General features: G+C 39.4%; 23 protein-coding genes. 14 read left to right on the top strand and 9 right to left on the bottom strand.

Annotated features, from left to right (window positions below; genetic code table 11):
- Window positions 1–8: 8 nt before the first annotated feature.
- From AAC026_RS12655 to AAC026_RS12665, 3 genes are all read left to right on the top strand, one after another.
- Complete coding sequence (locus AAC026_RS12655; protein ID WP_339698635.1) at window positions 9–485, top strand: GNAT family N-acetyltransferase; 477 nt, start codon at window positions 9–11, stop codon at window positions 483–485.
- A 331-nt stretch (window positions 486–816) separates the two neighbouring features.
- A complete protein-coding gene (locus AAC026_RS12660; RefSeq protein ID WP_339698638.1) occupies window positions 817–1,539 on the top strand; it encodes a hypothetical protein in 723 nt (240 codons plus the stop codon).
- Window positions 1,540–1,662: 123 nt separating this feature from the next.
- Window positions 1,663–3,072 (top strand): amidohydrolase family protein, encoded by a 1,410-nt coding sequence (locus AAC026_RS12665; protein ID WP_339698641.1) that lies wholly within the window; start codon window positions 1,663–1,665, stop codon window positions 3,070–3,072.
- 5 nt (window positions 3,073–3,077) lie between these two features.
- Here AAC026_RS12665 and AAC026_RS12670 read toward each other — a convergent pair whose 3' ends face one another.
- The 3 genes from AAC026_RS12670 to AAC026_RS12680 form a co-directional block, all read right to left on the bottom strand.
- Entirely contained in the window at window positions 3,078–3,881 is an 804-nt protein-coding gene (locus tag AAC026_RS12670) for an SUMF1/EgtB/PvdO family nonheme iron enzyme (RefSeq protein ID WP_339698644.1), read from the bottom strand.
- A gap of 82 nt (window positions 3,882–3,963) precedes the next feature.
- Window positions 3,964–4,353: a VOC family protein gene (locus tag AAC026_RS12675; RefSeq protein ID WP_339698647.1), complete on the bottom strand. Its 390-nt coding sequence runs from the start codon at window positions 4,351–4,353 to the stop codon at window positions 3,964–3,966.
- A gap of 158 nt (window positions 4,354–4,511) precedes the next feature.
- Window positions 4,512–5,045, bottom strand: a complete 534-nt coding sequence (locus AAC026_RS12680) for a YfiT family bacillithiol transferase (RefSeq protein WP_339698650.1) — start codon at window positions 5,043–5,045, stop codon at window positions 4,512–4,514.
- A 91-nt stretch (window positions 5,046–5,136) separates the two neighbouring features.
- Here AAC026_RS12680 and arsC point away from each other — a divergent pair, with 91 nt between their 5' ends.
- Window positions 5,137–5,478 (top strand): arsenate reductase (glutaredoxin), encoded by a 342-nt coding sequence (gene arsC, locus AAC026_RS12685; RefSeq protein ID WP_339698653.1) that lies wholly within the window; start codon window positions 5,137–5,139, stop codon window positions 5,476–5,478.
- A 58-nt stretch (window positions 5,479–5,536) separates the two neighbouring features.
- On the opposite strand, the gene AAC026_RS12690 is transcribed toward arsC, so the two are convergent.
- From AAC026_RS12690 to AAC026_RS12715, 6 genes are all read right to left on the bottom strand, one after another.
- Window positions 5,537–6,301 carry a LytTR family DNA-binding domain-containing protein gene (locus AAC026_RS12690; protein ID WP_339698656.1) on the bottom strand — a complete coding sequence of 255 codons (765 nt, stop codon included), beginning with the start codon at window positions 6,299–6,301 and terminating at the stop codon, window positions 5,537–5,539.
- Window positions 6,298–7,344: a histidine kinase gene (locus AAC026_RS12695; protein ID WP_339698659.1), complete on the bottom strand. Its 1,047-nt coding sequence runs from the start codon at window positions 7,342–7,344 to the stop codon at window positions 6,298–6,300. The genes AAC026_RS12690 and AAC026_RS12695 overlap by 4 nt, the downstream gene beginning before the upstream one ends.
- Complete coding sequence (locus AAC026_RS12700; protein ID WP_339698662.1) at window positions 7,345–9,972, bottom strand: outer membrane beta-barrel protein; 2,628 nt, start codon at window positions 9,970–9,972, stop codon at window positions 7,345–7,347.
- Window positions 9,973–9,977: 5 nt separating this feature from the next.
- Entirely contained in the window at window positions 9,978–10,739 is a 762-nt protein-coding gene (locus tag AAC026_RS12705) for a GLPGLI family protein (protein ID WP_339698665.1), read from the bottom strand.
- A gap of 27 nt (window positions 10,740–10,766) precedes the next feature.
- On the bottom strand, window positions 10,767–11,525 hold the full coding sequence (locus AAC026_RS12710) for a GLPGLI family protein (RefSeq protein ID WP_339698668.1): 759 nt from the start codon (window positions 11,523–11,525) through the stop codon (window positions 10,767–10,769).
- Window positions 11,526–11,793: 268 nt separating this feature from the next.
- Window positions 11,794–13,179: an arginine decarboxylase gene (locus AAC026_RS12715; protein ID WP_339698671.1), complete on the bottom strand. Its 1,386-nt coding sequence runs from the start codon at window positions 13,177–13,179 to the stop codon at window positions 11,794–11,796.
- A 353-nt stretch (window positions 13,180–13,532) separates the two neighbouring features.
- Between AAC026_RS12715 and AAC026_RS12720 the strand changes: the two genes are divergently transcribed.
- The 10 genes from AAC026_RS12720 to hemN all read left to right on the top strand — a co-directional run bounded on the left by AAC026_RS12720 (window position 13,533) and on the right by hemN (window position 24,289).
- On the top strand, window positions 13,533–14,507 hold the full coding sequence (locus AAC026_RS12720; protein WP_339698674.1) for a deoxyhypusine synthase family protein: 975 nt from the start codon (window positions 13,533–13,535) through the stop codon (window positions 14,505–14,507).
- A gap of 16 nt (window positions 14,508–14,523) precedes the next feature.
- Window positions 14,524–15,474 (top strand): arginase, encoded by a 951-nt coding sequence (locus AAC026_RS12725; RefSeq protein WP_339698677.1) that lies wholly within the window; start codon window positions 14,524–14,526, stop codon window positions 15,472–15,474.
- Window positions 15,475–15,476: 2 nt separating this feature from the next.
- Complete coding sequence (argS, locus tag AAC026_RS12730; RefSeq protein ID WP_339698680.1) at window positions 15,477–17,282, top strand: arginine--tRNA ligase; 1,806 nt, start codon at window positions 15,477–15,479, stop codon at window positions 17,280–17,282.
- Between the two features lies 1 nt (window position 17,283).
- A complete protein-coding gene (locus AAC026_RS12735; protein ID WP_339698683.1) occupies window positions 17,284–17,796 on the top strand; it encodes a glutathione peroxidase in 513 nt (170 codons plus the stop codon).
- 6 nt (window positions 17,797–17,802) lie between these two features.
- A complete protein-coding gene (locus AAC026_RS12740) occupies window positions 17,803–18,696 on the top strand; it encodes a 1,4-dihydroxy-2-naphthoate polyprenyltransferase (protein ID WP_339698686.1) in 894 nt (297 codons plus the stop codon).
- 66 nt (window positions 18,697–18,762) lie between these two features.
- On the top strand, window positions 18,763–19,482 hold the full coding sequence (locus tag AAC026_RS12745; protein WP_339609448.1) for a Crp/Fnr family transcriptional regulator: 720 nt from the start codon (window positions 18,763–18,765) through the stop codon (window positions 19,480–19,482).
- Window positions 19,483–19,580: 98 nt separating this feature from the next.
- Window positions 19,581–20,372 carry a hypothetical protein gene (locus tag AAC026_RS12750; RefSeq protein WP_339698689.1) on the top strand — a complete coding sequence of 264 codons (792 nt, stop codon included), beginning with the start codon at window positions 19,581–19,583 and terminating at the stop codon, window positions 20,370–20,372.
- On the top strand, window positions 20,369–22,780 hold the full coding sequence (locus AAC026_RS12755) for a heavy metal translocating P-type ATPase metal-binding domain-containing protein (RefSeq protein ID WP_339698691.1): 2,412 nt from the start codon (window positions 20,369–20,371) through the stop codon (window positions 22,778–22,780). Before AAC026_RS12750 ends, AAC026_RS12755 begins: the two co-directional genes overlap by 4 nt.
- Before the next feature lie 2 nt (window positions 22,781–22,782).
- Window positions 22,783–22,953: a cbb3-type cytochrome oxidase assembly protein CcoS gene (ccoS, locus tag AAC026_RS12760; protein WP_053223764.1), complete on the top strand. Its 171-nt coding sequence runs from the start codon at window positions 22,783–22,785 to the stop codon at window positions 22,951–22,953.
- On the top strand, window positions 22,946–24,289 hold the full coding sequence (gene hemN, locus AAC026_RS12765) for an oxygen-independent coproporphyrinogen III oxidase (RefSeq protein WP_339698694.1): 1,344 nt from the start codon (window positions 22,946–22,948) through the stop codon (window positions 24,287–24,289). Before ccoS ends, hemN begins: the two co-directional genes overlap by 8 nt.
- Window positions 24,290–24,307 lie beyond the last annotated feature (18 nt).

Here is a 24,307-nt window from a genome sequence, read left to right on the forward strand (position 1 = left end):
AAAGTCATATGATCGAAATTGTTCCATACGAACTAAAGTATCAGGCTGGTATTGACCTCATGATGCAAGAAATTGCAAAAGAGTTTTCAGAGCCTATTATGAGTGGGCAAAAAAGCAATTCGGTTACTTTTCCGCATAAGTATTGGGTGGCCGTCTACGAAGGTCAAGTTATTGGGACTATCGCCTTTATAATCATTAAACACGAGTATGGGATTTTAAAGAAGATGATGCTAAAAAAAGAATTTAGAGGCGCAATTCACAACGTTGCAAAACAGCTGCTTCAAACCGCTATTGATGAATCGAGGAAGTGTCAACTTAAGTATGTCTATTTAGGCACTATGAGTCAGTTTAAAGCTGCGCAAAGTTTCTATTGCAAACACGGGTTTGAACAAATTGCTGAAAAAGAACTGCCATCTAGTTTTTTGAAAAACCCAATCGATACGCTGTTTTATAGATTGAGTTTGAAGCTTATTTCGAAGATATAAGGAAAGGCAAGCTGTTAAATCACCGACACTACTATTCTCTAAATACTAGACACTAACGACTCCCACGCTGCCATTCAAAAAATAGCCATTTCAGTGCTTATTAATAATGAATAGGAAACCTGACTTATGAAAAATCTATCTATATTATTTCTTTATCGAATATGACAGTTGATTTCAGTAATTGAATGATTATGCATAATGACTAAATCTATGGATAATTGAAATATTGGTTATATTCGATTTTTACTAAATTTATTGTTAGTGTATGTTTTTCTCTCAACCACTAAGTAAGTGGAAGGATGAATAAGGTAGACTCTAAATTAATGGTATTATGATTTGGGTAATAGTTATAATTGTGATTGTAATTGTGTTGTATAGATTCTTCACATCTCTGAATAGAGACAATCATGATTTACAGAATCAAACACTTTCAAGTAAATTCCAAGTTGTAGTAGATATCCTCAACGATCATGCTTTTAGTGGAAATGGGATGGTGACAATTCTTGATAAAAGGAGTTTTAATCTTTATGAGAACGGTCAGAATCAAATTATTAACTTTCATTATAGTACAGGACACCTAACTATAACATGGAAATACAAATACTTTCAAAAGGAGCTAGTTCTTGAGAGACAGTTTTCAGAAGTAAGAAACCTCAGCATATTTGAGCAACAAAAAATGGGAGAGTCTCTCGTTCGAGAAATGATGTCTAAAATTGATAATCATAAAGGACTTGTTTTGAGGGATGCTCCAATCCCCGAATCATCAACATCGCAGTCTCAAATCATAGCTATTCAATTGAGAATAGAATCTGATTTGAGGGATTTATTAATGGAGACACTTACTGATGCTCAAAAGCTTCCAGAAATGATGCATGGAATACTTGTAATGCAAGCGGCAGGTAACTTCTCAAAAGAATTAAAGGATAATTATTCTGAGATGAGAAATGAAATTGTTGGCTTCGATGATATTTTTTTAGACGAGACAGAATTTGATAGTATGATTGATAATGCTACTAGTAAGGTTTTAGAAGAATTTATTGACTCCCCAACTTAGTTTTGATAGGGATATGTTAGGTCAATTCTCAAAAAGAGAAAACTCCATCAAGCCATTCAAAAAATAGCCATTTCAGAGCTTATTAATAATGAATAAGTTAGGGTATTAATCGGAAGCCTGACCATGAAAAAACTCTCTCTATTACTCCTTACTGTCTTTCTCTTTTCTTGTTCCACTTCAGAAAAAACGAAGCTTGATTTGCTGATTGACCACGCCAATGTGGTAGATGTAAAAACGGGGCAATTGATGCCTGATCAGCAAATTGGGATTCGAAATGACACCGTTATTTTTGTTCGCGAAGCTGGAAATGATACTGACTATACCGCTGAGAAAACCATTGATGCTACGGGCAAATTCGTTATTCCTGGGCTTTGGGACATGCATGTACACTTTAGAGGTGGGGAAGAATTGATTGAAGAGAATAAAAACCTGCTTCCTTTGTTTATTGCCAATGGCGTTACGGGGGTTCGTGAAGCAGGTGGTGATATGACTGCTGAAATTTTTAAGTGGAGGGAAGAAATTAAGTCGGGTACACTTACTGGTCCATTGATTTTTACCTCGGGGCCAAAGCTAGATGGCCCACGTGCAACATGGGCGGGCTCAATTCCAGTAACAACGAAGGAAGAAGTAATTCAAGCAGTGGATTCTCTCGAGAATATGGGCGTGGACTTCATCAAAATTTATGACAGTACCATTTCTAAAGAAGCTTACATCTGGATAATAGAAGAAGCAAAGAGAAGGGGAATTACCACTTCGGGCCATATGCCTTTTACGGTAATGTTGGAAGATGCAGTGAATGCTGGGTTGGGTTCTGTTGAGCACCTTTATTATATCCTCAAAGGCGCTTCGACCCAAGAAAAAGAAATAACGCAAGAAGTAATCGATGGAAAGACTGGCTTTTGGGGTTCTATGGATAAGTTAATTGCTACTTATGATGAGACTCAAGCGCAAACTGTTTTTGAGATGCTGAAAACGAACAATACCTATGTGGTGCCTACCAAACATATTGGGAATACGCTTTCCTATTTAGATAGGGACAATCATGAGAATGACGAGTATCTTAACTATGTAGGCGATGGAATTATCAAAACTTATCAAGGGAGAATTAGAAGTGCCATGCGGGCGAATGAAAAAGCCATTGCAGAGCGACATGAGTTGAACAGTACTTTTGAAAAACTGATTCCTAAAATGCAGGCTGCTGGTGTTTCGCTTTTGGCGGGTTCCGATTCGGGGGCGTCTAACTCTTATGTCTATCAAGGTCTTTCGCTTCACCAAGAATTAGCGGCTTTGGTGGCGGCTGGCTTAACGCCTGCCGAAGCACTTCGCACCGCGACTATCAATGGGGCTAAATTCATGAAAATGGAAAATTTCTATGGTTCGGTAGAAGCTGGTAAATCTTCGGATTTACTCATTCTTAATGCCAATCCGTTGGAAGATATTACCAACACTCAAAGCATCAAAACGCTAATTTTAGGCACACAGGTTTTCTCTGCTCAGGATTTAAAGGGAATGTTGGAGCAGTTGAGGAAGTAGTTTGCTTACTCAATAATTTCAAAAATACATCTGAAACCAAGCCAAGCCTGAGGGGCGCTGTATTCTGATTTTTTAGTGAAGTCGGCTTGAGCGCTTTTGTTCATCCAACTTCCTCCCATAGCTATGCCTTGTTCAGAAGTCATTTCAGCTACATTGTCGTGTAAGCCGAATAAGCCTAGCTTTTGATCCATAGCTGAGAAAACATCGTGGACTTTGCTGCTACTGTTGAGTACATCGTTTTTACTGGTTTTGAACTCCTTTTCGTAGGCACTAGCAATTTTGTCTACTTGTTTGAGCATGCCCTTTTCTTGGGTCATAAATCTCATTCTCGACCATTCGGCTGGAGTTGGCAATCTGAACTCAAACTTTTTAGGGAAATCCGCTCTGTCCCTTTCGTCCATACTGTCCAGCTCCTTTTTGAAAGCTTCCGTTCTCCATGCGGCAAATTTCACCGCTTGGTCGTAGCTAACGCCCACCATTGGAGCCAAAGCAAAAGTGGTGGTTTCGAAGAATAATTCAGAGATTTCTGCAGCCGTTTTTTCCGGGTAAAGCTGCTCCCAAAGTTTCCAATCGGGCAGGTTAGCCGAGTATTCAGTCCCAGTAGCTCCGTACTCCTTTTTTAGGTCTAGCAGATAGATTTTATACATCCGCCCAGATACTTCGGCCATGTCCATGCACAACTTGAAATTCATGGCCAAGGTGTTTGAAGCACATATGTACTGTCGGTCTTGATCACATTTTATGCAGTCTGATTCTATTGTAGTGTTCGAACTGAATAGGAAAAATACGAGTGGGAAAAGGGCTTTCATAGGTTTTATTTGGAAAAATAAACTTACGAAGAAATTTCTTTTTCGGATCGAAGGCTTATTTGCTGATTTTATCTTGTGGGTTTTAAGCCTCCTTCGGCTCAAAAAGTGCACAAACTGCGCCCGCAGGGTCTTCAATAAAACAGTAGCGCCCCATACTGCCAGCACTCTTGATGTCCGTAACCAATTTTCCGCCATTGGCCGTGCACTCCGATCTGCTTTTGTCCAAATCTCTTACATTGATGTACATCATCCATTGCGATGGGATGTCACTGTTGCCCCCACGCTTATGACATACCCCTGCTTTGGGTTCTCCATCAACCGTCATGTTGTAGTCATCATAATCACCCATCGAAACAGGCTCAGGTTTCCATTCTGTTACTTTGGCGTAAAAGTCTTTTACTTCTGTGGCGTTAGGTACGGTTAAATCAAACCAACCGATGGTTCCGTAAATTGATTTTTTGCTATCACTCATTTTCTTTTTTTCTTAAAACTGTCGATTTGCTTGACTTTATAGGTCGTACTAAAGTACCAAATTCTAATTTTCCCTATTAAGGAACTCTCCAAGAGTTTATACTTTATGGTGCATCAAGCTGATAAGTCCCTACTAACTCTTGGAGAGTTTTTACTCGTCTATTTCCAGCCCATTCTTTCTCTTAATGAAGTAATATGTGCCGTATGGTGGTCGCCATGCCAAGCATACATGGCAGCTACCTTACTTAGCACATAAACTTTGTCACCTTCAGGGTGAATGTAGCTTCGATTGAAACCTTCTTCCGACATATTCTTAAGCAAATAAACCCAACGCTCATGTAGGTTCGCTATCAGGTTTAAAGAAACCACTAAGGGTAATTGGTTTTGATAAGATAACTCTGCCCAAGCTTTTTCATCATAGGCTTTTATAAGAGGAGTGTCTTCTGTTAAAGCCCAATGAAAACGGATATAAGCATTCATATGGCTGTCTGCTACATGGTGAATTACCTGCCTAACCGTCCAGCCTTCAGGTCGATAAGGGCTATCGAGTTGCTCTTCTGTTAAACCTTCAATCGCTTTTTTGAGTTTTTCAGGCGTGTCTTTTATTCTTTTAATGTATCCGTCAATATCAAAAGGCGCAATATTGGCAGGAGGATCAAATTTTCCGATTGGATAACGTAAGTCAGCGGTCATATTTCTATTTTTGAAGTATTAGATCAAGCTGGTTTAGTGGATAAACAGCACACTTTAAAATTGCGTAATTAGAAATTTAAAACCTGAAAATATGCTAAAAATATATCATAACCCTAGCTGTCAAAAAAGTAGGCAAACCCTTCAAATGATTGAAGAAAGTGGGGAAATGCTTACCATAGTGGAGTATTTGAAAGATACACCTTCCGAAGATCAACTGAGAGAAATTCTGAAAAAACTGGGAATGAAGGCTGAAGAAATCGTGCGTAAATCAGAAGCGATTTATAAAGAACAATTCAAGGGTAAAACCCTAAGCGAAGATGAATGGATTGCAGCAATGGTGGAATATCCTAAGCTTATTGAAAGGCCAATTGTAGTTAAAGACGATAAGGCAGTTTTAGGTCGCCCACCAGAAAATGTAAAGAGTTTGCTTTGAGGTGGAAGATTAAACTTAATAGAACAACTAAAGGACTTGCTTTTTGATAAACAGGTGCTTAGAACTCAAGCCAATTCTTGAATTGCGTCACCTTTGTTTTACTTATCACCACATCCTCTTTTGGGGCAGGGGTGATGTTGATCTTCAGTTTTCGTTGAAAGTAGTGCGCAGCCGTGCTGATGGATTTTCTGGCAATGATAAACTGCCGGTTCGCACGAAAGAAATTTTTGGGGTCTATCTGACTTCCGATTTTCTCTAATGTTTGGTCGATGTTGTAACGTTTGTTATCGTGCGTAATGCAATAGACCAGTTCGTTTTCCAAATGAAAGTAAGCCACGGTTTCGAGCGATACAGGCAAAATCTGATTTCTTACATATACCAATAAGCTCTTTTTGTATTGCTTTTTTTCTGATTGCCTGAGGTCGGCAATAACTTTGATCAGGTTATCGTAGTTCTGGTCTTTGTTGGTATAAATGGCTTTATACTTGTTTAAAGCACTTTGAAGTGCATCTCGATCAATGGGCTTTACGAGGTAATCGACACTGTTTACTTTGAAGGCTTTGAGTGCGTATTCATCGTAAGCCGAAGTGAATATAATCGGGAAGTTAACTTCTGCTTGTTCGAAAATCTCAAACGAATCCCCGTCCGCTAATCTGATGTCGAAGAAACCTAAATCGGGTTTTGGGTTGTCGTTTAGCCAAGTTACAGCCTCTTGAACACTTTCTAGAATGGTTAGTATTTCGATGCTCTCGTCAATCTCTTGCAGAATATCGCAGAGATTTTGTGCTACACTATTTTCATCTTCAATTACCAGTACTCTCACAACAATGGTAGTTTTACCTTAAAGGTGGTTTGGTTTTTCAAGATAACAATATCCTGTTCGGCAATCAGACTGTAGCGGTTGGTCAGATTTTGCAAACCAAGCCCCAAGCCTTCGCTTTCTTCCTTTACTTGTAAATTATTCTCTACGCTAAGCATACTGTCTTCCACCGTGATCTTAATTGTCAAAGGGCTAGTTTTAGTAATGATATTGTGTTGCGTAGCATTTTCAATAAGCAGCTGAACGGACATAGGAGGGACTTTCTTTTTCAAATACAGTTCTGGAATGTCCATTTCACAAATCAGCTTATCGCCAAAACGCTTGTGCATAATGAACAAATAGGCATTTACAAATGTCAGTTCTTCTTTGAGCTCAACCAATTCTTGGCGTTCACTGGCCAAGGTATAACGGTACATTTTAGAGAGTTCCTGAATAAACTCAAGTCCCACTTCCTTCTTTTCATTACGCACTATTGTACTTAATGAACTCAAGGTATTGAAAAAGAAATGCGGGCTAATTTGTTCTTTTAATGCCGCCAATTGAGCATTCGATTTCTCTTCTTGAAGCTGCGCTTTTTCTAATTCCGAAGCTTTCACCTTTTTGAATAAAATGATAAAATAAGCTTCCGCAATGGCAATAGCGGCTACAGGAAGGCTATTCCATAAGAAGTAATCGGCTTGAATTCTTTTACCAACGATGGAGTATTCATTGAAAAAATATCCCTCCAACAAAACAACGCCAGCATAAATTATCAAAGAGATGATGACGATCAGTGAAATGACCAAAGTCTTTGATTGACGCAGATTCAAAAGCCCATTTTTCCATTTGTAATGAAATAGAGCGAGCAGAGTGAACAGGCCAAAATGGAATAAGGACACCAACATACCAAAGTCAAACCTAAGTCTGCTTCGTTCGTCAAAACCTGTCCAACCTTCTGAAGTAACAATGGTAAGTGCCCACTTAAACACACCTAAATTTAATATTATGGATACCAGAACCCCAGATACAATTAGAAACCATAAAGACCAATCAATCGACCTTTTCATTTAACGGAACCTATAGGAGAAAGTGAGCATAAAGTATTGCGAAATGGTATTCCATTCTGTCTGTGACAGGAAGTTGGCGGTACTGATGCGCTGGAAGCCCTGATATTTATTGAGTAAATCAAAAGCGGTTAAAGCAATTGTTGCCTTTTCTGCTTGTAAAAAACTATAACTGGCCGAGGCAGTAATCAATGGAATGGTTACCGATTCACCAAAACTCTGCGCATTATAATTGGTCACGTTAGCATCTGCTGTAAAATTCCATTTTGGTGCAGGTGTATACCTCAGGTTAGCAAAATAGCCAATATTGAAGTAATTGTCGTCTGGTATATCCGAAACAGAAAATGCATACTGTGTATAATTGATAGTTCCGCCAAAGTTCACCCTAACCTTCTCTTTAGTTCTGTTTTCAAAGCTCAACGTAAGATTGTGGCCTAAAGTCTCTGTGCTATTTTCTTGGCCGTTTACAAAAGTTATGCCCTTGCTCCAGGTTTCCAACAAGCTAGCGTTGAGGTTGAGCCCCAAAGATCTTAATGGCGTTGAGAAGTCAATGTTAGCCGAAAGGGCAGTTTGACCGTCAGTATTTACAAGACTGGTGGTCTGAATCAATTTATCATCAATGGTGACAGCATTATTGATTTTATGTTCAGCATGTGTACCCACAAGTCTTACGAAAAAGGAAGTGAAGGAAAACTCATCGAATACAGACCAAAGTAAATTGAGGCTATGATTCACCTCAGGTTTTAAATCAAAATTCCCTTTATAAATCGAAACTTGGTTTAAATTATTTTCAATAGGGAAAAGCTGGTTGGGGTTAGGAAAACTTGGGCTCGTAGCATATGACGCTTCAACTCTCCTGCCACTTCTGTACTGATTTCTATACCTCAATTGGGGTGCAAAATAGAAGTAGCTTGGTGTTTCTTGTAATCCGTTGGTCAACGACTTTTCGAAATTGGTGCTTTGCCCTCTTAGAGCAAAGCTTAATACTTCTTTACTAGTTGCTCGTCTGAAGGTCAAGAATGGGATTACTGTGTTTTCAACCGTCTTAAAGTCAGGAATGGAGCTATTCACTATTTCACCTTGATCATTGAATACACCTTCGGTTCTGCTCAGTTCTCTTTTGCTCGAATTCAATGATGCTCCCAAGTCAAGAGACCAAGTACTATTGATTTTTCGGGTAAAGGTAGGAATGGCATGAATGCCTAATGTATTTGTTTGATTGTTTCTAAACTGATGGACATTTGTAGTGATTTCGGGTGCAAAAACGGTGGTGATATTCGTCCAGTCTAAGACCGACTCGTTTTCGTTGTAATTCACCCCAAACTTAGAACTGAATTGAAAATCGTCTCCTTTAATTTTAATAGAATAACTATTATTTGAAACTATCGATAGTTGATCCGATTCATTCAAAGTGGAATTGTTAAACCTATTCTGATCTATTCCATTGACACTAGTGTTCGATACTGTTTGGCCATTAGAACGAGCAGACCCTAAGGTGATATCGCCATCAAGCACTAGCATTTGTTTTTCGCCAATTTTTTGCCTAACCCCAAAGTCTATGTCATTGGGTTTATCTTTTTCATTTTCAGTTAGTTCTGAGTTCTGATTATATACACCAGATTCTAGAAAATTCTGAGTTATAGTGGTTTGAAACAAGTTCATTTTACGGCTATTACCGAGGTAGCTAGCAAAGTAGCGATCTCCATTTGTTTTGTTTCTAGAGAGATTAAGCCCTCCAGCAAATGATTCGTTAGTGCCTTTTGTGTTTTCGCCAAAGGCTTCATTTCCTTTGTGTGTAAAGCCAAATTGATTTATGTTATTCTGTAAGCCCAAAACAGCTGCTTGAATTTTTTCAGAGAATCGGTATACTTTGGCTTCTCCTATATGAGTAGCTTGACTACCAGCACCTGCTTTTAATTCTCCAAAATAACCGTTTTTATGATCATCTTTTAGAATTAGGTTAATGGTTCGTTCGCGCTGACCATCTTCAATACCTGTAAATACTGCTTGTTCAGATTTTCTATCTACAACCTGTACTTTATTAACTGAATTGGCTGGAAGGTTTTTTGTGGCAACTTTTGGGTCGTTTCCGAAAAACTCTTTGCCATCTACCAATATTTTCAAAACATCTTCCCCCTGGGCCTTCACATTTCCTTCTTTGTCTACTTCAACCCCCGGTAACTGACCTAAAAGCTCTTCAACAGCTGCTCCTTCACGAGTTTTAAAGGCTTTGGTGTCATATTCCAGTGTATCGGTTTTGAATTTGATTGGGATGAGTTCGGCTTCAACAATTACTTCATCCAATAATCTTGGGTTTTCTTCCATTTGTAAGTCACCAAGGTTTTGAGCACTTAATGGTACTTTGATAGACCGATAAACAGTTTTTAGACCTGTAAATGAAAATTGCATCAGGTAGTCGCCATCCTTTACTCGTCTGATCTGGTAAATACCGTCATCATTGGTAACTCCAAAAAACTTCATCACCGAGTCTGCAGGATGCAATAATACCACAGTAGCGAAGGGGATAGGTTGCCGCGCATTATCCAAAATTCGTCCAGTAAGGTCTTGCTGGGCATCTGCATAAAATATAGCGCCTAAAAATAGCAGAGAAGCAATTAGAAATTTATTCATGAGGTTCATTCTCCTTTTTTGATTAAACCTCTGGCTTTACTCTTCGTGGCCGCATTGTACTCTTCCGTTTTCTCAGCAACGGTTTCATCAAAGTTTTTTCGGCTCATTTGTTTGCCGTCTTTAAGCTTCGATTCCAAGTTTATTGGTAATACAGATAAATCAATTTTGGTAGCCAGAATAAAAACTGCCTCACTCTTCTCTACAGCGAGTATTAAGCCGGGCAATCCATAATAAATTGAAGGACCTGCTGAAATTGGGATTTCTGAACTGAACCAAGCGGTATATATTTCTTCTCCTAGGGTCAACTCAGCACCAATACAGACATAGTCTAATACCTTCTTTCGTTTGTTGGTTAATTTCCAAGCTTGGGTGGGTAATTCTGAGTTAACCTGAAAACTTCTGGTCATAAACTCAACCTGCTCTGTCTGCTTTCCATTTTCGAAATCGTAAAAAACTTGGTGAGTTTCAGGCTTTGGCGCTTTTCCATAACTGGCTTTTCCTAAGGCGTTTTGTAGTTTCTCGGGTACAGCAGTTTCGTTGGCCATGTCTTTTTCGTAGAAAGCATGATTTTCATTAAAACTCAATACAAATTTTGACCTGCCTTGCTTTGGTAAATCTGCTAAATATGCTTCCCATGCAGGGTTGCCTTTATAGTCTCCAAAATCATAGTCAAATATTTTTTCATAGATTACTTGACCATTTTGGTTCGATTGTGCTATTAAGCTTGCGCAGAAGCACATTATGAATAAGAATAAACTCGTTTTCATAAAACTGATTTTTATTGACCTTTTATCTTAGTTACCACCACGTCTATCACTACTCGCACCACCGCCATTGGCTTTCCATTCCTTTATCTTCTCTTCCACAGTTTTATCGAAGTCTGCACGTGTAATTTTTTCTCCGTTAGATGGTACGCTAAGGTTTCCAGGTTCCGACAACGCAACTTCCGATGCCAGTACCAACATGTCGCCATCTTTTTCGATACCCATAATAAGACCCGGTAAACCATGATAGGTGTCTGGTCCGAATGCAACTGGGATTTCTGAAGTGAACCATGCGGTAATGGTTACTTCTCCAACCTGCATTTCTGCGCCCAAGCACACATAGTCAAGCACTTTCTTTTTCTTAGTGGTTATTTTCCAAGCAGGCGTAGTTAAATCACTTTTCACTACAAAATTTCGAGTCATAAACTCTACTTGCTCGATCGTTTCGGCCTTATCGAGGTTTTGATATGTCTGTAATACCTTAACCTTTGGAGGATTGAATCTTGCTGCGCCACCCAGAGCGCGTTGCAACAGCGGACTTATTTCTCCCTTTTTTGATGCATCTTCTTGGAATAGAGATTGGCCATCTTTGAAAGTAAGAGTGTAAACGAAAGTCCCTGCTTTAGGCAGGTCTTTGATGAAATTATCCCAACGTTCGGTGCCATTTGGTTCTATGCCGTAGTCAACTATTTTCTGATAGGTAACTATACCACTTTGCTGTGCCACCACAGTAATCGAAGCAAGTAGTGCTAGCGTAAATGTGAGTGTTTTAAAGATTGATCCTTTCATGAGCAGTCACTTTATGTTTAACACTACAAATATGAGTTGCTAGATGTAAGGAAGATAGAAGAAATCCAGTGAAGCGGACAAATAGGGGAGTAATGGTGTATGGGTGAGTAGATTTAAGACAAAAGAGACTGATCAGAGGCTTGTATTTGTTGAAAAGTGAAGTCTAGTTTAAACTAAATCGGGGACTAAGTTGCGATTGCATCCTAGTCCCCGATAATTTTTTTGATGAAGGCTAAATACTTCCGTACTTCAATTCATCAACACCTTTTTAATAACCTAAGGTCTTCAACATACTTTCTTCCACTTGTTCTGCAGCAAACACTCGACTTCTGATTTTTCCATTTTCATCATGGTCAATCAAAACATGTTTAGGGGCAGGAATTAAACAATGCTGAATACCACCATAACCACCTAGCGATTCTTGGTAAGCCCCGGTGTGGAAGAAGCCAACATAGAGGTTTTCATCTTCTTCAATCAGCGGCATAAACACTTCTGAAGTATGCGCTTCTGAATTATAATAATCCATACTGTCACAAGTAAGCCCACCCATATTTACCTTATGGAAAGGATGATCCCATTTATTGATAGCCAGCAGAATATACTTTTGGCTCAAGCCCCAAGCGTCAGGTAAATGAGTAATGAACGAACCATCAATCATGTACCAAAGCTCTTTGTCGTTTTGTAACTTCTGATCAAGGATAGAGTAGATAAACGCACCACTTTCGCCTACGGTAAAGCTTCCAAATTCAGTAATGATATTCGGGACAGGTACATTGCTCTTATTACAAATCCATTTGATGTTTTCCACAATCTGATCTACCATATATTGGTAGTCATATTCGAATGTAAGCGAAGTTTTGATTGGGAAGCCTCCACCAATATCGATAGTGTCGAGTGATGGACAAATCTTTTTAAGCTCACAATACTTGTACATAAAGCGGCTCAACTCGCTCCAATAATAGGCGGTATCCTTAATTCCTGTATTAATAAAGAAGTGAAGCATTTTTAATGATGCTCTACTTCCTTCTATATGCTCTTTATAGTAATCCGTAATGTCGCCATAGCGAATTCCCAAACGAGAGGTATAAAATTCAAAGTTTGGTTCTTCATCGGCTGCCACACGAATAGCCACCTGAAAATCATCATTGATCAAGTCTTTATATACATCCAACTCATTCATGTTATCCAAAACAGGAATGCAATTGGTAAATCCGTCATTGATCAATTCAGAAATATATTGAGTGTAAAGTGGCCTTTTAAAGCCGTTACACACAATTAAAATGTCTTTATCAATTTTGCCTTTAGCATGAAGGCTTCTTACGATTGGAATATCGAAAGCCGAAGAAGTTTCTATTTGACAACCATTCTTAATGGTTTCATCTAACACAAAGCTAAAGTGAGATGACTTTGTGCAATAGCAGTAAGTATAGCTCCCTTGGTATTTGTGTTTCTTAATAGAAGCCTCAAACCATTTTTTAGCTTTCTGTATATTTTCCGAAATCTTGGGGAGGTAAGTTAACCTAAGTGGTGTTCCGTGTTCTTTAATAATGTCCTTTAATGGAACATCATGAAACTCTAAATACTTGCCATTTACCTTAAATTCTTGTGTAGGGAAATCAAAGGTCTGGTCAATAAGGTCAAAATAACTTTTCATCTACCACTTTTACATAATTCGAAAGGTGCAATATTAGAAATTTCTAAACTTTTAAAAGAAAGCTTGCCAATCAAATATTAATTCACAATCTAAAAAAGATGAACTAGTTTGATATTGAATGTAGCCCACGATGGTAAAGTTATTTCTTCTTAGTGGCAATAGTTTGATTTATAAGAGGTTATTGGCAGCCTTTGTTGGCGATATTCTGCATTAGTAGTCAACAAAATTTGTCAGACCAAGCCAATTGGCAGAGAATAGGCTTTCGATATGAAATAGTCACCGAATTTTAGCAAATTGCAGGCTCTTATTGAGTCAGAACTGACTTGATACGAAACAACAAAAATTGAATGAAAATGTCTCAGAAACCGATATCCGATTTTATTGAAAAGCATTATCTACATTTTAACGCTGCCAGCTTGGTAGATGCCGCCAAAGGCTATAACACCCATTTGGCCGAAGGCGGAAAAATGATGGTAACCCTTGCAGGCGCTATGAGTACTGCCGAGTTGGGCAAGTCATTTGCAGAAATGATTCGTCAAGATAAGGTGGCCATTATTTCATGTACAGGAGCCAATTTGGAAGAAGACATTATGAACCTTGTAGCGCACTCGCATTACAAAAGAGTTCCGAATTATAGAGATTTAACCCCTCAAGATGAGTGGGATTTGTTAGAGCAAGGCTTGAATCGTGTAACTGACACCTGTATTCCAGAAGAAGAAGCCTTTAGACGTTTGCAGTCTAAAATTTTTAAGCAATGGAAAGGTGCCGAAGAAGCAGGTGAGAGATTTTTGCCACATGAGTACATGTATAAAATGTTGCTTTCTGGCGACTTAGAACAGTATTATGAAATTGACCCAGCGAATAGCTGGATGCTAGCTGCAGCCCAAAAGAACATTCCAATCATTGTTCCTGGCTGGGAAGATTCTACCATGGGAAACATTTTCGCTTCATACTGTATCAAAGGTGAATTAAAGCCTTCAACCATGAAATCGGGCATTGAATACATGACATTCTTGGCCGACTGGTACGTAAAAAATTCAGAAGGAAAAGGAGTGGGCTTCTTCCAAATTGGTGGAGGTATTGCTGGCGACTTCCCTATCTGCGTGGTGCCAATGCTTTATCAAGATATGGAAATGGATAAAATTCCTTTCTGGAGTTACTTCTGCCAAATTTCAGATTCTACCACAAGTTATGGCTCATATTCTGGTGCTGTACCGAACGAAAAAATTACTTGGGGAAAACTAGACATGGATACTCCTAAGTACATCATTGAATCAGATGCTACAATTGTAGCACCATTGGTTTTTGCTTACGTATTAGGTTGGTAATTAAAGCAATAAAAGCATGAGAAAGATTCGCTTGGTTGAAGTAAGATCGGAGTTGGCGGCTGGTACGCGAGGTGCTAGCTTAGGAATTGATGCCATGAAAGTAGCCAGCTTGGGTAAGCATTCCGACTTCTTTTTGCGTTTTCAGCCTATTAGGGTGAAAAACGAGAATGATCTTTTGTTTCAAGAGCCAAAGTTTAAAAATGCCAAATACGGAGAGGGCGTATATACGGTACTCAAAAGAGTTTGTGATGCTGTAAGCGATCTTCGTTCCGAAGGTTTATTTCCTATTGTTTTGGCAGGAGATCACTCTACTGCAGCAGGTACAATTGCTGGTATAAAAAAGGCCGATCCTGATAAACGATTAGGCGCCATTTGGATTGACGCCCATGCCGATTTCCATTCGCCATACACAACACCTTCGGGCAATATGCACGGTATGCCTTTGGCCATGGCTACTGCCATCGATAATATTGAATGCGAGCAAAACGATGTTGAGGAAGAAACGGAAGCCCTTTGGGAGCGTATCAAATCTATTGGTATGCGTGGCCCTAAAATGAAACCTGAAGATGTGGTTTTCATTGGCGTTCGTGATACAGAATCTCCTGAGGATTTCTTGATGGAGAAATATGGTATTAAGAATTTCACTACTGCTGAAGTAACCAAAAAAGGTATTCAGCAAGTATCCAAAGAAGCCCTAGAAATATTGAAAGACTGTGATCAAATCTATATTTCATTTGACGTAGACAGTTTAGATACTTCTATTTCAGTTGGTACGGGCACTCCCGTTCCAGAAGGTCTTACCAAGGAACAAGCATTAGAGTTAAATATAGAGTTAATTAAAGATAAGCGTGTTTGCTGTTGGGAAATCGTAGAGGTTAATCCAACTTTGGACACCGAAAACAGAATGGCCAATAATGCCTTCGAAATACTCGAAGCTACAACTGCGTCATTGATCCAGAATTTCTAGGAATGGAATTACAAATTAAAGAAGGAATCTCGGCTGCGTTTGCAGCATTATACAATCATGCAATTTCTGTTGAAGAGATAGCTCTACAAGCCACACGAAAAGACTTTGCCGGAACTTATACCTTGGTCACATTTCCCTATGGAAGGATTTCTAAGCTAAATCCTGAACAAACAGGCCAAGCCATTGGAGAATATTTAAAAGCAAATCTTTCTAATGTAGTGGCTGATTATAATGTAGTAAAGGGTTTTTTAAACCTAGAGCTTTCAGAAGGGTCGCAAGTAGATTTGTTTGCCAAGATTTTTGACGGAGCAAATGTTGCCGATTCTCCAGTTTTTAAAATTGAAGATAAAGACAAAACTGTGGTGGTGGAATATTCATCACCGAACACTAATAAACCACTTCATTTAGGTCATCTCAGAAATAACTTCTTGGGTAATTCAGTAGCGCGAATTTTAAAAGCCAATGGCAACAAAGTAGTGAAAGTGCAGATCATCAATGATCGCGGAATTCACATTTGCAAGTCGATGGTGGCTTGGCTCAAGTTTGGCGAAGGCGAAACACCAGAAGTAGCAGGCATTAAAGGCGACCATTTAGTAGGCAAATACTATGTGGCTTTTGATAAAGCCTACAAAGAGGAAATTGCTGCGCTTGTTGCCGATGGAATGGAAAAAGAAGCCGCTGAAAAGCAGGCGCCTATTTTTGTGGAGGCCCAAGAAATGCTATTAAAATGGGAAGCCCAAGACCCTGAAGTTTATGCCCTTTGGGGAAAAATGAACGGTTGGGTATACGCTGGTTTCGAAGATACTTATCAGCGCATGGGCGTTGATTTCGATAAGCTTTATTACGAAAGCGAAACTTACCTTATTGGCCGCGACCGCGTAATGGAAGGCCTTGAAAAAGGAGTTTTCTATAAGAAAGAAGATGGCTCTATTTGGGTAGACTTAACAGATGAAGGCTTAGATCAAAAACTATTGCTCAGAAGTGACGGTACTTCGGTATACATGACCCAAGATATTGGCACCGCCATTATACGTTATGAAGATTACCCTGACCTTTCTCAGCTAATTTATACGGTAGGAAATGAGCAAGAATACCACTTCAAGGTGCTTTTCTTGATCCTGAAAAAATTAGGTTACAAATGGGCAGAAGCCTGTTATCACCTGTCTTATGGCATGGTAGACCTTCCTTCAGGAAAAATGAAATCGAGAGAAGGAACTGTTGTAGATGCTGATGACTTGATTCAGCAAATGGCCGATACAGCCAAAAGCCGAACCGAAGAATTGGGTAAGATTGAAGGGTTTACGGAAGAACAAGCAAATGCTTTATACGAGACTTTAGGTTTGGGGGCGATCAAATACTTCTTGCTAAAGGTAGACCCTAAGAAAAGAATGCTTTTCAACCCTGAAGAGTCCATTGAATTTCAAGGCAATACTGGCCCTTTTATTCAGTATACATATGCTAGAATTAGTGCTATTGTCCGTAAGGCTGTGCAGCTCGATATTGATATTGCGGCCATTGATTACAGCCAGATTACCGATTTGCACGAAACTGAAAAGGATTTAATTTATGCCATTAGCCAATACCCAGAAAAGTTGGCTTTGGCAGCAAATGAATACTCTCCAGCCGTGGTTGCTCAGTACGTTTACGATATTGCTAAAGAGTATAATCGCTTTTATGCCGAAGTATCTATCTTCAGTGAAGATGATGTGGAAAAACGTAAATTCCGTGTCGGACTTTCTGCTTTGGCGGCTGAAACAATTAAAGTAAACATGGATTTATTGGGCATCAACGTACCAAACCGCATGTAGTATGAATTGGTGTCTTAGCCTAATTTTGTTCATCAACATCTTCAACCCAAAACCAAAAGAAATGAGTTTCTACGATTTCAAAATGAAAACCATTGAGGGAAAAGAAATTTCCTTGAGCGAGTTTAAAGGAAGAAAGGTATTGGTAGTGAATGTAGCTTCTGAATGCGGCTTTACCCCTCAATATGAAGACCTTCAGAATTTACACGAAGCATACGGAGATAAAATTGTGGTTCTGGGTTTCCCTGCCAATAACTTTGGCGGTCAAGAGCCGGGTTCAAACCTAGCCATTCAGCAATTTTGCACGGCCAAATTCGGGGTTACTTTCCAAATGTTCGAGAAAATCTCTGTACTTGGTAAAGACAGAGCACCGCTTTATGAGTGGTTAGAAAAAGAATCGGGCAAAGCACCCAGCTGGAATTTCAACAAATATTTAATTGATGAAAACGGAAAAGTAGTTGCTTTCTTTCCTTCATCAGTAAACCCAATGGATGAGGCCATTACTGGAACATTATAATTAAAAATGAAGCATTGGGTTAAAGCTTTTAGGCTACGTACGCTCCCTTTGGCCTTGGCCAGCATAGGAATGGGCGCTTTTTTAGCAGCTTCGGCAGGTAAGTTTAACAGTGAGGTTTTTGCGCTTTGTGCATTAACCACCATTCTACTACAAGTGCTTTCAAATTTAGCCAACGATTATGGCGATTCAGTGCATGGAGCCGATGGAGCTAGAAGAACTGGGCCATCAAGAGCGGTTCAGTCGGGTGTTATTTCTTTGAAAGCCATGCGAAATGCTATCATCCTATTTTCTGCCTTATCGCTTCTTTCGGGCATTGGCCTAATTTATTTGGCCTTTGGCTGGTCGTCTCAAGTGTTTGGTTTCTTTCTGAGCTTGGGTGTTTTGGCCATTCTAGCCGCCATTACCTATACTGCAGGCTATAAGCCTTATGGCTATATGGGCTTGGGCGATATCAGCGTGTTAATCTTCTTTGGTTTGGTAGGAGTGATGGGGTCGGCCTATTTGTATGAACAAGCATTGAAATGGGAATATTTGCTTCCCGCCATTTCTACAGGATTATTCTCAGTAGGTGTACTGAATGTCAATAATATCCGAGACATTGATTCTGATAAGGAGGCTGGTAAAATCTCTATACCTGTTCGAATAGGAAGAACAAAAGCTGTGGTTTACCATTGGGTTTTACTGGGTACAGGTTTCGCTTTAGGGCTTACTTATGTATTAATGAACTATACCAGTTATTGGCAATTGATTATTGTTTTGGCTTTGCCGGGCTTAATTAAAAATGCTAAAGCCGTGAAACAACATACTGAATCTTCGAAACTAGATCCTTTCCTAAAGCAAATGGCTTTGACAACTTTACTCTACGTGGTACTGTTTGGCGTTGGCCAATTGATTGCGTAGGATATTGAACTAGTTTTTGCTAATACTCCTTTCCTTCTATATCTTTAAGTGTAATCGAAAATTCCTATGTCAACAAAAAATGCTAAGGTTAATCTACAGTGTATTTCTTGTCAGTCGAGAGGAAATTCTCATTTCTCGAACCTCAAAGAGGAGGAATTAGAGATTCTAAGTGAGCACAAGTCTTGCGTTACCTATAAAAAGAATCAGACCTTATTTTATGAAGGAACCCGCCCTATGGGTATTTTCTGTATCAATAGCGGAAAGGTTAAGGTATTTAAAATGGGTTCAAATGGGAAAGAACAAATCTTGTTTATAGCGCAATCAGGCGACTTTTTAGGCTACCGTTCTTTGTTAAGTGAAGAGTTTTATGGAGCCTCTGGTACGGTGTTAGAGCCCGCAGCCATCTGTTTTATTCCTAAAAGTGATTTTTTAAAAGTACTTCATTCCAATCCAGATTTTTTCGCAAAGCTGATGAAAGCCGTTTGCCATGAATTGGGAATAATGGAAAGTAAGCTCGCTCAATTGTCGCAAAAATCAGTGAGAGAAAGATTGGCAGCAACAATTCTGATGCTGAAGGAAACTTATGGCATGGAAGGAGAAGGCAGCGATGTAATTGATATTGTGCTGAGTCGTGAAGACTTGGCCAATATTGTGGGCACTGCTACCGAAACAGTGATTCGATTACTTTCTGAATTCAAATCAGATAAAATGATTGCTTTGGAAGGAAAGAAAATCAAGGTGCTTGATGCTGATAAACTACTCCACGAGGCCGATTTCTATGGCTAGAAAACATGACTTTTGTCATGGTTTTCGCTGATGCGCATCAATCCAATCCGATTAACATACCTCTACCTTTGTTTCAGTGGTAATCTGAAATAAGCGTTTTGAAACAGAAGATTTTAATTGGAACAGCGGCTAACAGCAGCTTAGATACTTTTTATCAAAGGATCGAGTGTTTTTTAAACCCTTTGAATGAGTATTTTTTCACATTCTTGTGTATTGACGACCAATTTGAAAACGAGCTTATTGAAGCTTCCAGTTCGGCAAGAACTGCTTCGGTACCGATCAATGCCTTAAAAAAATTAGAGTTCGAAATAAAGGTAGAAGAGTGGAGTGCCCCTTCTAATGTTAATGTTGAGGTGTTTCAACCTCAGGTCACTAAATCTAGTCTTAGCGGACTTTCCAGTGTAGCAGATTTGTTCGTTTTGGACTCCACAATTTTTAATGGAAACTTAGCTTGGGCAGAACTTGCCTCGTTTGTCGGTAAAGTGAGTTGTCCAGTGCTTATTCTTCCTGAAAATACCACCGTTAATCGGTTGATTATGGTTCACGAACCGGGGCATCATTCAACCCAAATTGTAAAGGACTTTCTGAAAATATTCAACCCTGCTTTGGCAGAACTTCCGCTTTCCGTGTTATTCAATTTTCCTGAAGATGAAAAACAAACAGAGAACGAGAAGTTTTTTGTGGATTACCTCAAAATGGCTTTCCCCAATATTGGAATGCAGCTTATGGTGGAGGAACCCATCAACGAATTCTTCAACGAACTTAACTCAGATGTTGAGAGGGCATTGATTTTAACAGGAACAACTTTAGGAGAGGAAATTCTGGCTTGTCCTAAAACGATTACCGATTGCCGTGCTAAAAGTTCTCCCTTGTTTATCTATAAGCAATGAACCCCCTTAAAACCATAGCGAAAACAGAAACCAAGTGCTATCACTGTGGGGAAGATTGCTTGGAAGGAAAACTCACTTTTGATGAACACAACTTCTGTTGTAATGGCTGTAAAACTGTTTATGAAATCCTAAGCAGTAATGATCTGTGTGATTATTACAGTATGGAGAACACGCCAGGGTTTACGATAAAAGATAAAGCAGAGCATTCAATCTTTGATTATTTAGATAATGAATCAATCAAGAGAGAAGTGCTCGATTTTGAAGGTGAAGGCTTTCAAAAAGTTACTTTGTACATCCCAAATGTACATTGCAGTTCATGCATCTGGTTGTTAGAAAATTTGGATCGGCTGAATCCTGCTGTTTTAGATTCTGTTATTAATTTCTCTTCAAAAAAACTAACAGTCAATTATAAGTCAGATGAATTGAGCTTGCGCCAATTGGCCGAAATGCTCGATTCAATTGGCTATGGCCCGCAGATTAATCTCAAAGATGCCGATGATTCTAAAAAGCCACAGAAGGCTTTCGATAAGCAGTTGCTTATTAAAATGGGAATTGCGGGTTTCTGTTTTGGTAATGTAATGCTACTTAGCTTTCCCGATTACTTGGGTATTGCTGGGGTAGAAGAAGAGTATAGCAGTTTTTTCAGGTATTTAAGCTTGGCGCTTTCTATACCAGTCGTTTTTTATGCCGGAAGTGAATATTTTACTTCTGCGCTAAAGAGTGCGAAGCAAAAATTTGCAAACATTGATGTGCCTATAGCAATAGGTCTGTTGGCGCTTTTTGCTCGAAGTACCTATGAGGTAATTGCCGATGTAGGCCCAGGCTATTTCGATTCGCTCGTAGGTTTGGTGTTTTTCCTTTTGATAGGGAAATGGTTCCAAAGTAAAACTTATGCAGCCCTTTCCTTCGATCGCGATTATCAATCCTATTTTCCTTTGGCAGTTCAAAAAAGAATTGATGATGCTTTTGCGCCAGTACCTGTAAAAGAACTGAAAAAGGGCGATGAAGTATTGCTTCGAAATGGTGAAGTGCTTCCTGCTGATGCTATTTTAATTGATGATCACGCCTCCATAGATTACAGCTTTGTAACCGGTGAATCCGTACCTGTGGCGCGTAAAAAAGGTGACTATGTTTATGCTGGCGGAAGGCAAGTAGGTAAGCAGGTTCGCTTTGTTATTCAGAAAGAAGTTTCGCAGAGTTACCTTACTCAACTGTGGAATAATGATGCTTTTGGTGAGAAGGAAACTCATACCAAGCTCATTGATAAAGTAAGTAGATACTTCACAATAGTCGTGCTTTTAATCGCGGTTATTTCAGCCATCTACTGGCAGCAGACCGACCCAAGCCAAACTTGGTTGGTATTTACTGCGGTACTCATTATTGCCTGCCCTTGTGCACTGGCACTTTCTACTCCTTTTACTGTGGGCAGCGTTATGCGTGTTTTTGGAAGAAATCATTTCTACTTAAAAAATGCAGACGTAATTGAAAAGCTGAATGCCACCAACACAATCGTATTCGATAAAACGGGAACGATTACCGAAACGCAAGGAGAAGCTTTGAAATTCTGTGGGCCAGCACTTTCCGAAGCTGAAAAGGCGTTAATCAATACTGCGGTGGCTAGTAGTACACATCCATTGAGTAGATGGATAAAGCAGTTTACTGAAGTTAAAGGCTTTGATTATACCATTGAGTCTTTTGAAGAAATAGAAGGCAAAGGCTTTATCGCTGTCGTAAGTGGCTTAACCATAAAAGTGGGCTCGGCAAAGTTTTTAGGTGTAGAAAAAACTAATATAAATAATGCTACCCAAGTGCATGTAAGTATTGGAGACGATTATAAGGGCTACTTCAGTTTTGAGGCTACTTATAGGAAAGGCCTAACCAACTTGCTTGATGCTTTGAAGAGTAAGTTTAATTTTCAGGTACTCTCTGGCGACAATGATAAAGAAGCCGAACGCCTTGAGTCGATGTTCCCAGAAGGTTCCGTCTTACGTTTCAATCAAAGCCCAGAAGATAAGCTAAAGGCCATTAAAGAAATTCAAACCAAAGGCAATGCAGTAATTATGTTGGGTGATGGTCTTAACGATGCGGGTGCTCTGCAGCAAAGCAAGGTAGGCATAGCCATTACCGAAGATGTATCGCTCTTTTCACCTGCCAGTGATGCCATTTTAAAGGCATCAAACTTAATGGACTTGAATAAATTCATTAAGCTGGCGCACGAAGGCCGAAAAGTAGTAGTGGCCAGTTTTATCTTGTCTTTACTTTATAACTGTGTTGGAATTAGTTTAGCAGTAGCCGGAGAGTTAACCCCTCTTTTTGCTGCCATTCTTATGCCTTTAAGTAGTATTTCGGTAGTGGTTTTCACCACTGTTTCCGTAAATCTGATTTCTAAAAAAATAAAACTTAAATAAATATGTCGGTCATTCTCGTGCTCATATTGGTCAGTTTGGTTGTCGCTATTGCGTTTTTAACCGCCTTTTTCTGGGCAGTTAAATCTGGGCAGTTCGATGACACTTATTCGCCTTCTGTGAGAATGTTATTTGAAGACCGCGTGAAAAAAGAAAAGGAGGCCAAAAATGATTGATTTAGTGAAGAAATACGATGTGCCAGTTCCAAGATACACCAGTTACCCAACAGTGCCGGCTTGGGATGTAAACGCTTTTCAACTTGAGGAATATAAAGGGCGGTTGAAAGCTTCTTTTCAGCAAACCAAAGAAGAAGGAATAAGCCTATATCTTCACTTACCTTATTGCGAATCACTCTGTACTTATTGTGGCTGCAATACGCGTATTACTATCAATCATAAAGTGGAATTACCTTATATCGAATCCTTACTTAAAGAGTGGAAGTTATACTTAGACCTTTTTGGTGAAAAACCACTGGTAAGAGAAATACATTTAGGCGGAGGAACTCCAACGTTTTTCTCTCCTGAAAACTTACGGTACTTAATGGAGTCCATCCTCGATACGGTAGATGTTCACCCCGATTATCAATTCAGTTTTGAAGGCCACCCAAACAATACCACTTACGAACATTTGGTAGCGCTTTACGAAGTCGGATTTACCCGTGTAAGTTATGGTGTGCAGGATGTAGATTTTAAAGTGCAAAAGGCAATCAATCGACTACAGCCTTTAGAGAATATTGAAAAAGTAACCAAAGCAGCCAGAGAAATTGGATATACTTCTGTGAATTTCGACCTGATTTACGGCCTCCCTTTTCAAACCATTTATGGTATCAAGCAAACCATGGATGTAGTAAAAACCTTTATGCCCGACCGTATTGCTTTTTATAGTTATGCGCATGTGCCTTGGGTAAAACCAGGCCAAAGGGCTTATTCTGAAGAAAATATTCCTCAGGGAGAAGAAAAGCACAAATTGAATATGCTTGGTCAGGCCTTGTTGCTAGATATGGGGTATCAAGCCATAGGGATGGATCATTTTGCTTTGCCTGAAGATCCGCTTTGCCAAGCCAGAAGTAAAGGAAGACTGCATCGGAATTTTATGGGCTATACCGAATCTAGAACTAATTTCATGATTGGTTTGGGAGTATCTTCAATATCTGATATTGGCGTGGCATATGCGCAAAATGTGAAGTCTGTGGAAGGCTACAGAGCAAAAGTTGAGGCTGGAGAATTTCCAATGTTCAAAGGTCATTTGATGACCGTTCCTGAAATGGAAGCTAAACAATTGATTCTGGATATTGCCTGCAGTGCTCGTATTCAAATGCGCGATGTGCTCGAACTTAATTCTGAAAAATATACTGCATTCAATCAAATGGTAGATGAAGGTTTAATTGAGCGCTTCTGCCTCAACTACCAAGTAACCAAAAAAGGCATGATGTTCCTGAGAAACATCTGTGCCCTTTTCGATGAATATTACGAATCAGAAAATAGAGGTAAGCTGTTTAGTAGGGCGGTATGATAATTCTTGATCTACGAA

This window comes from uncultured Roseivirga sp., assembly GCF_963973945.1.
In the GTDB taxonomy this organism is placed as follows: Bacteria; Bacteroidota; Bacteroidia; order Cytophagales; family Cyclobacteriaceae; genus Roseivirga.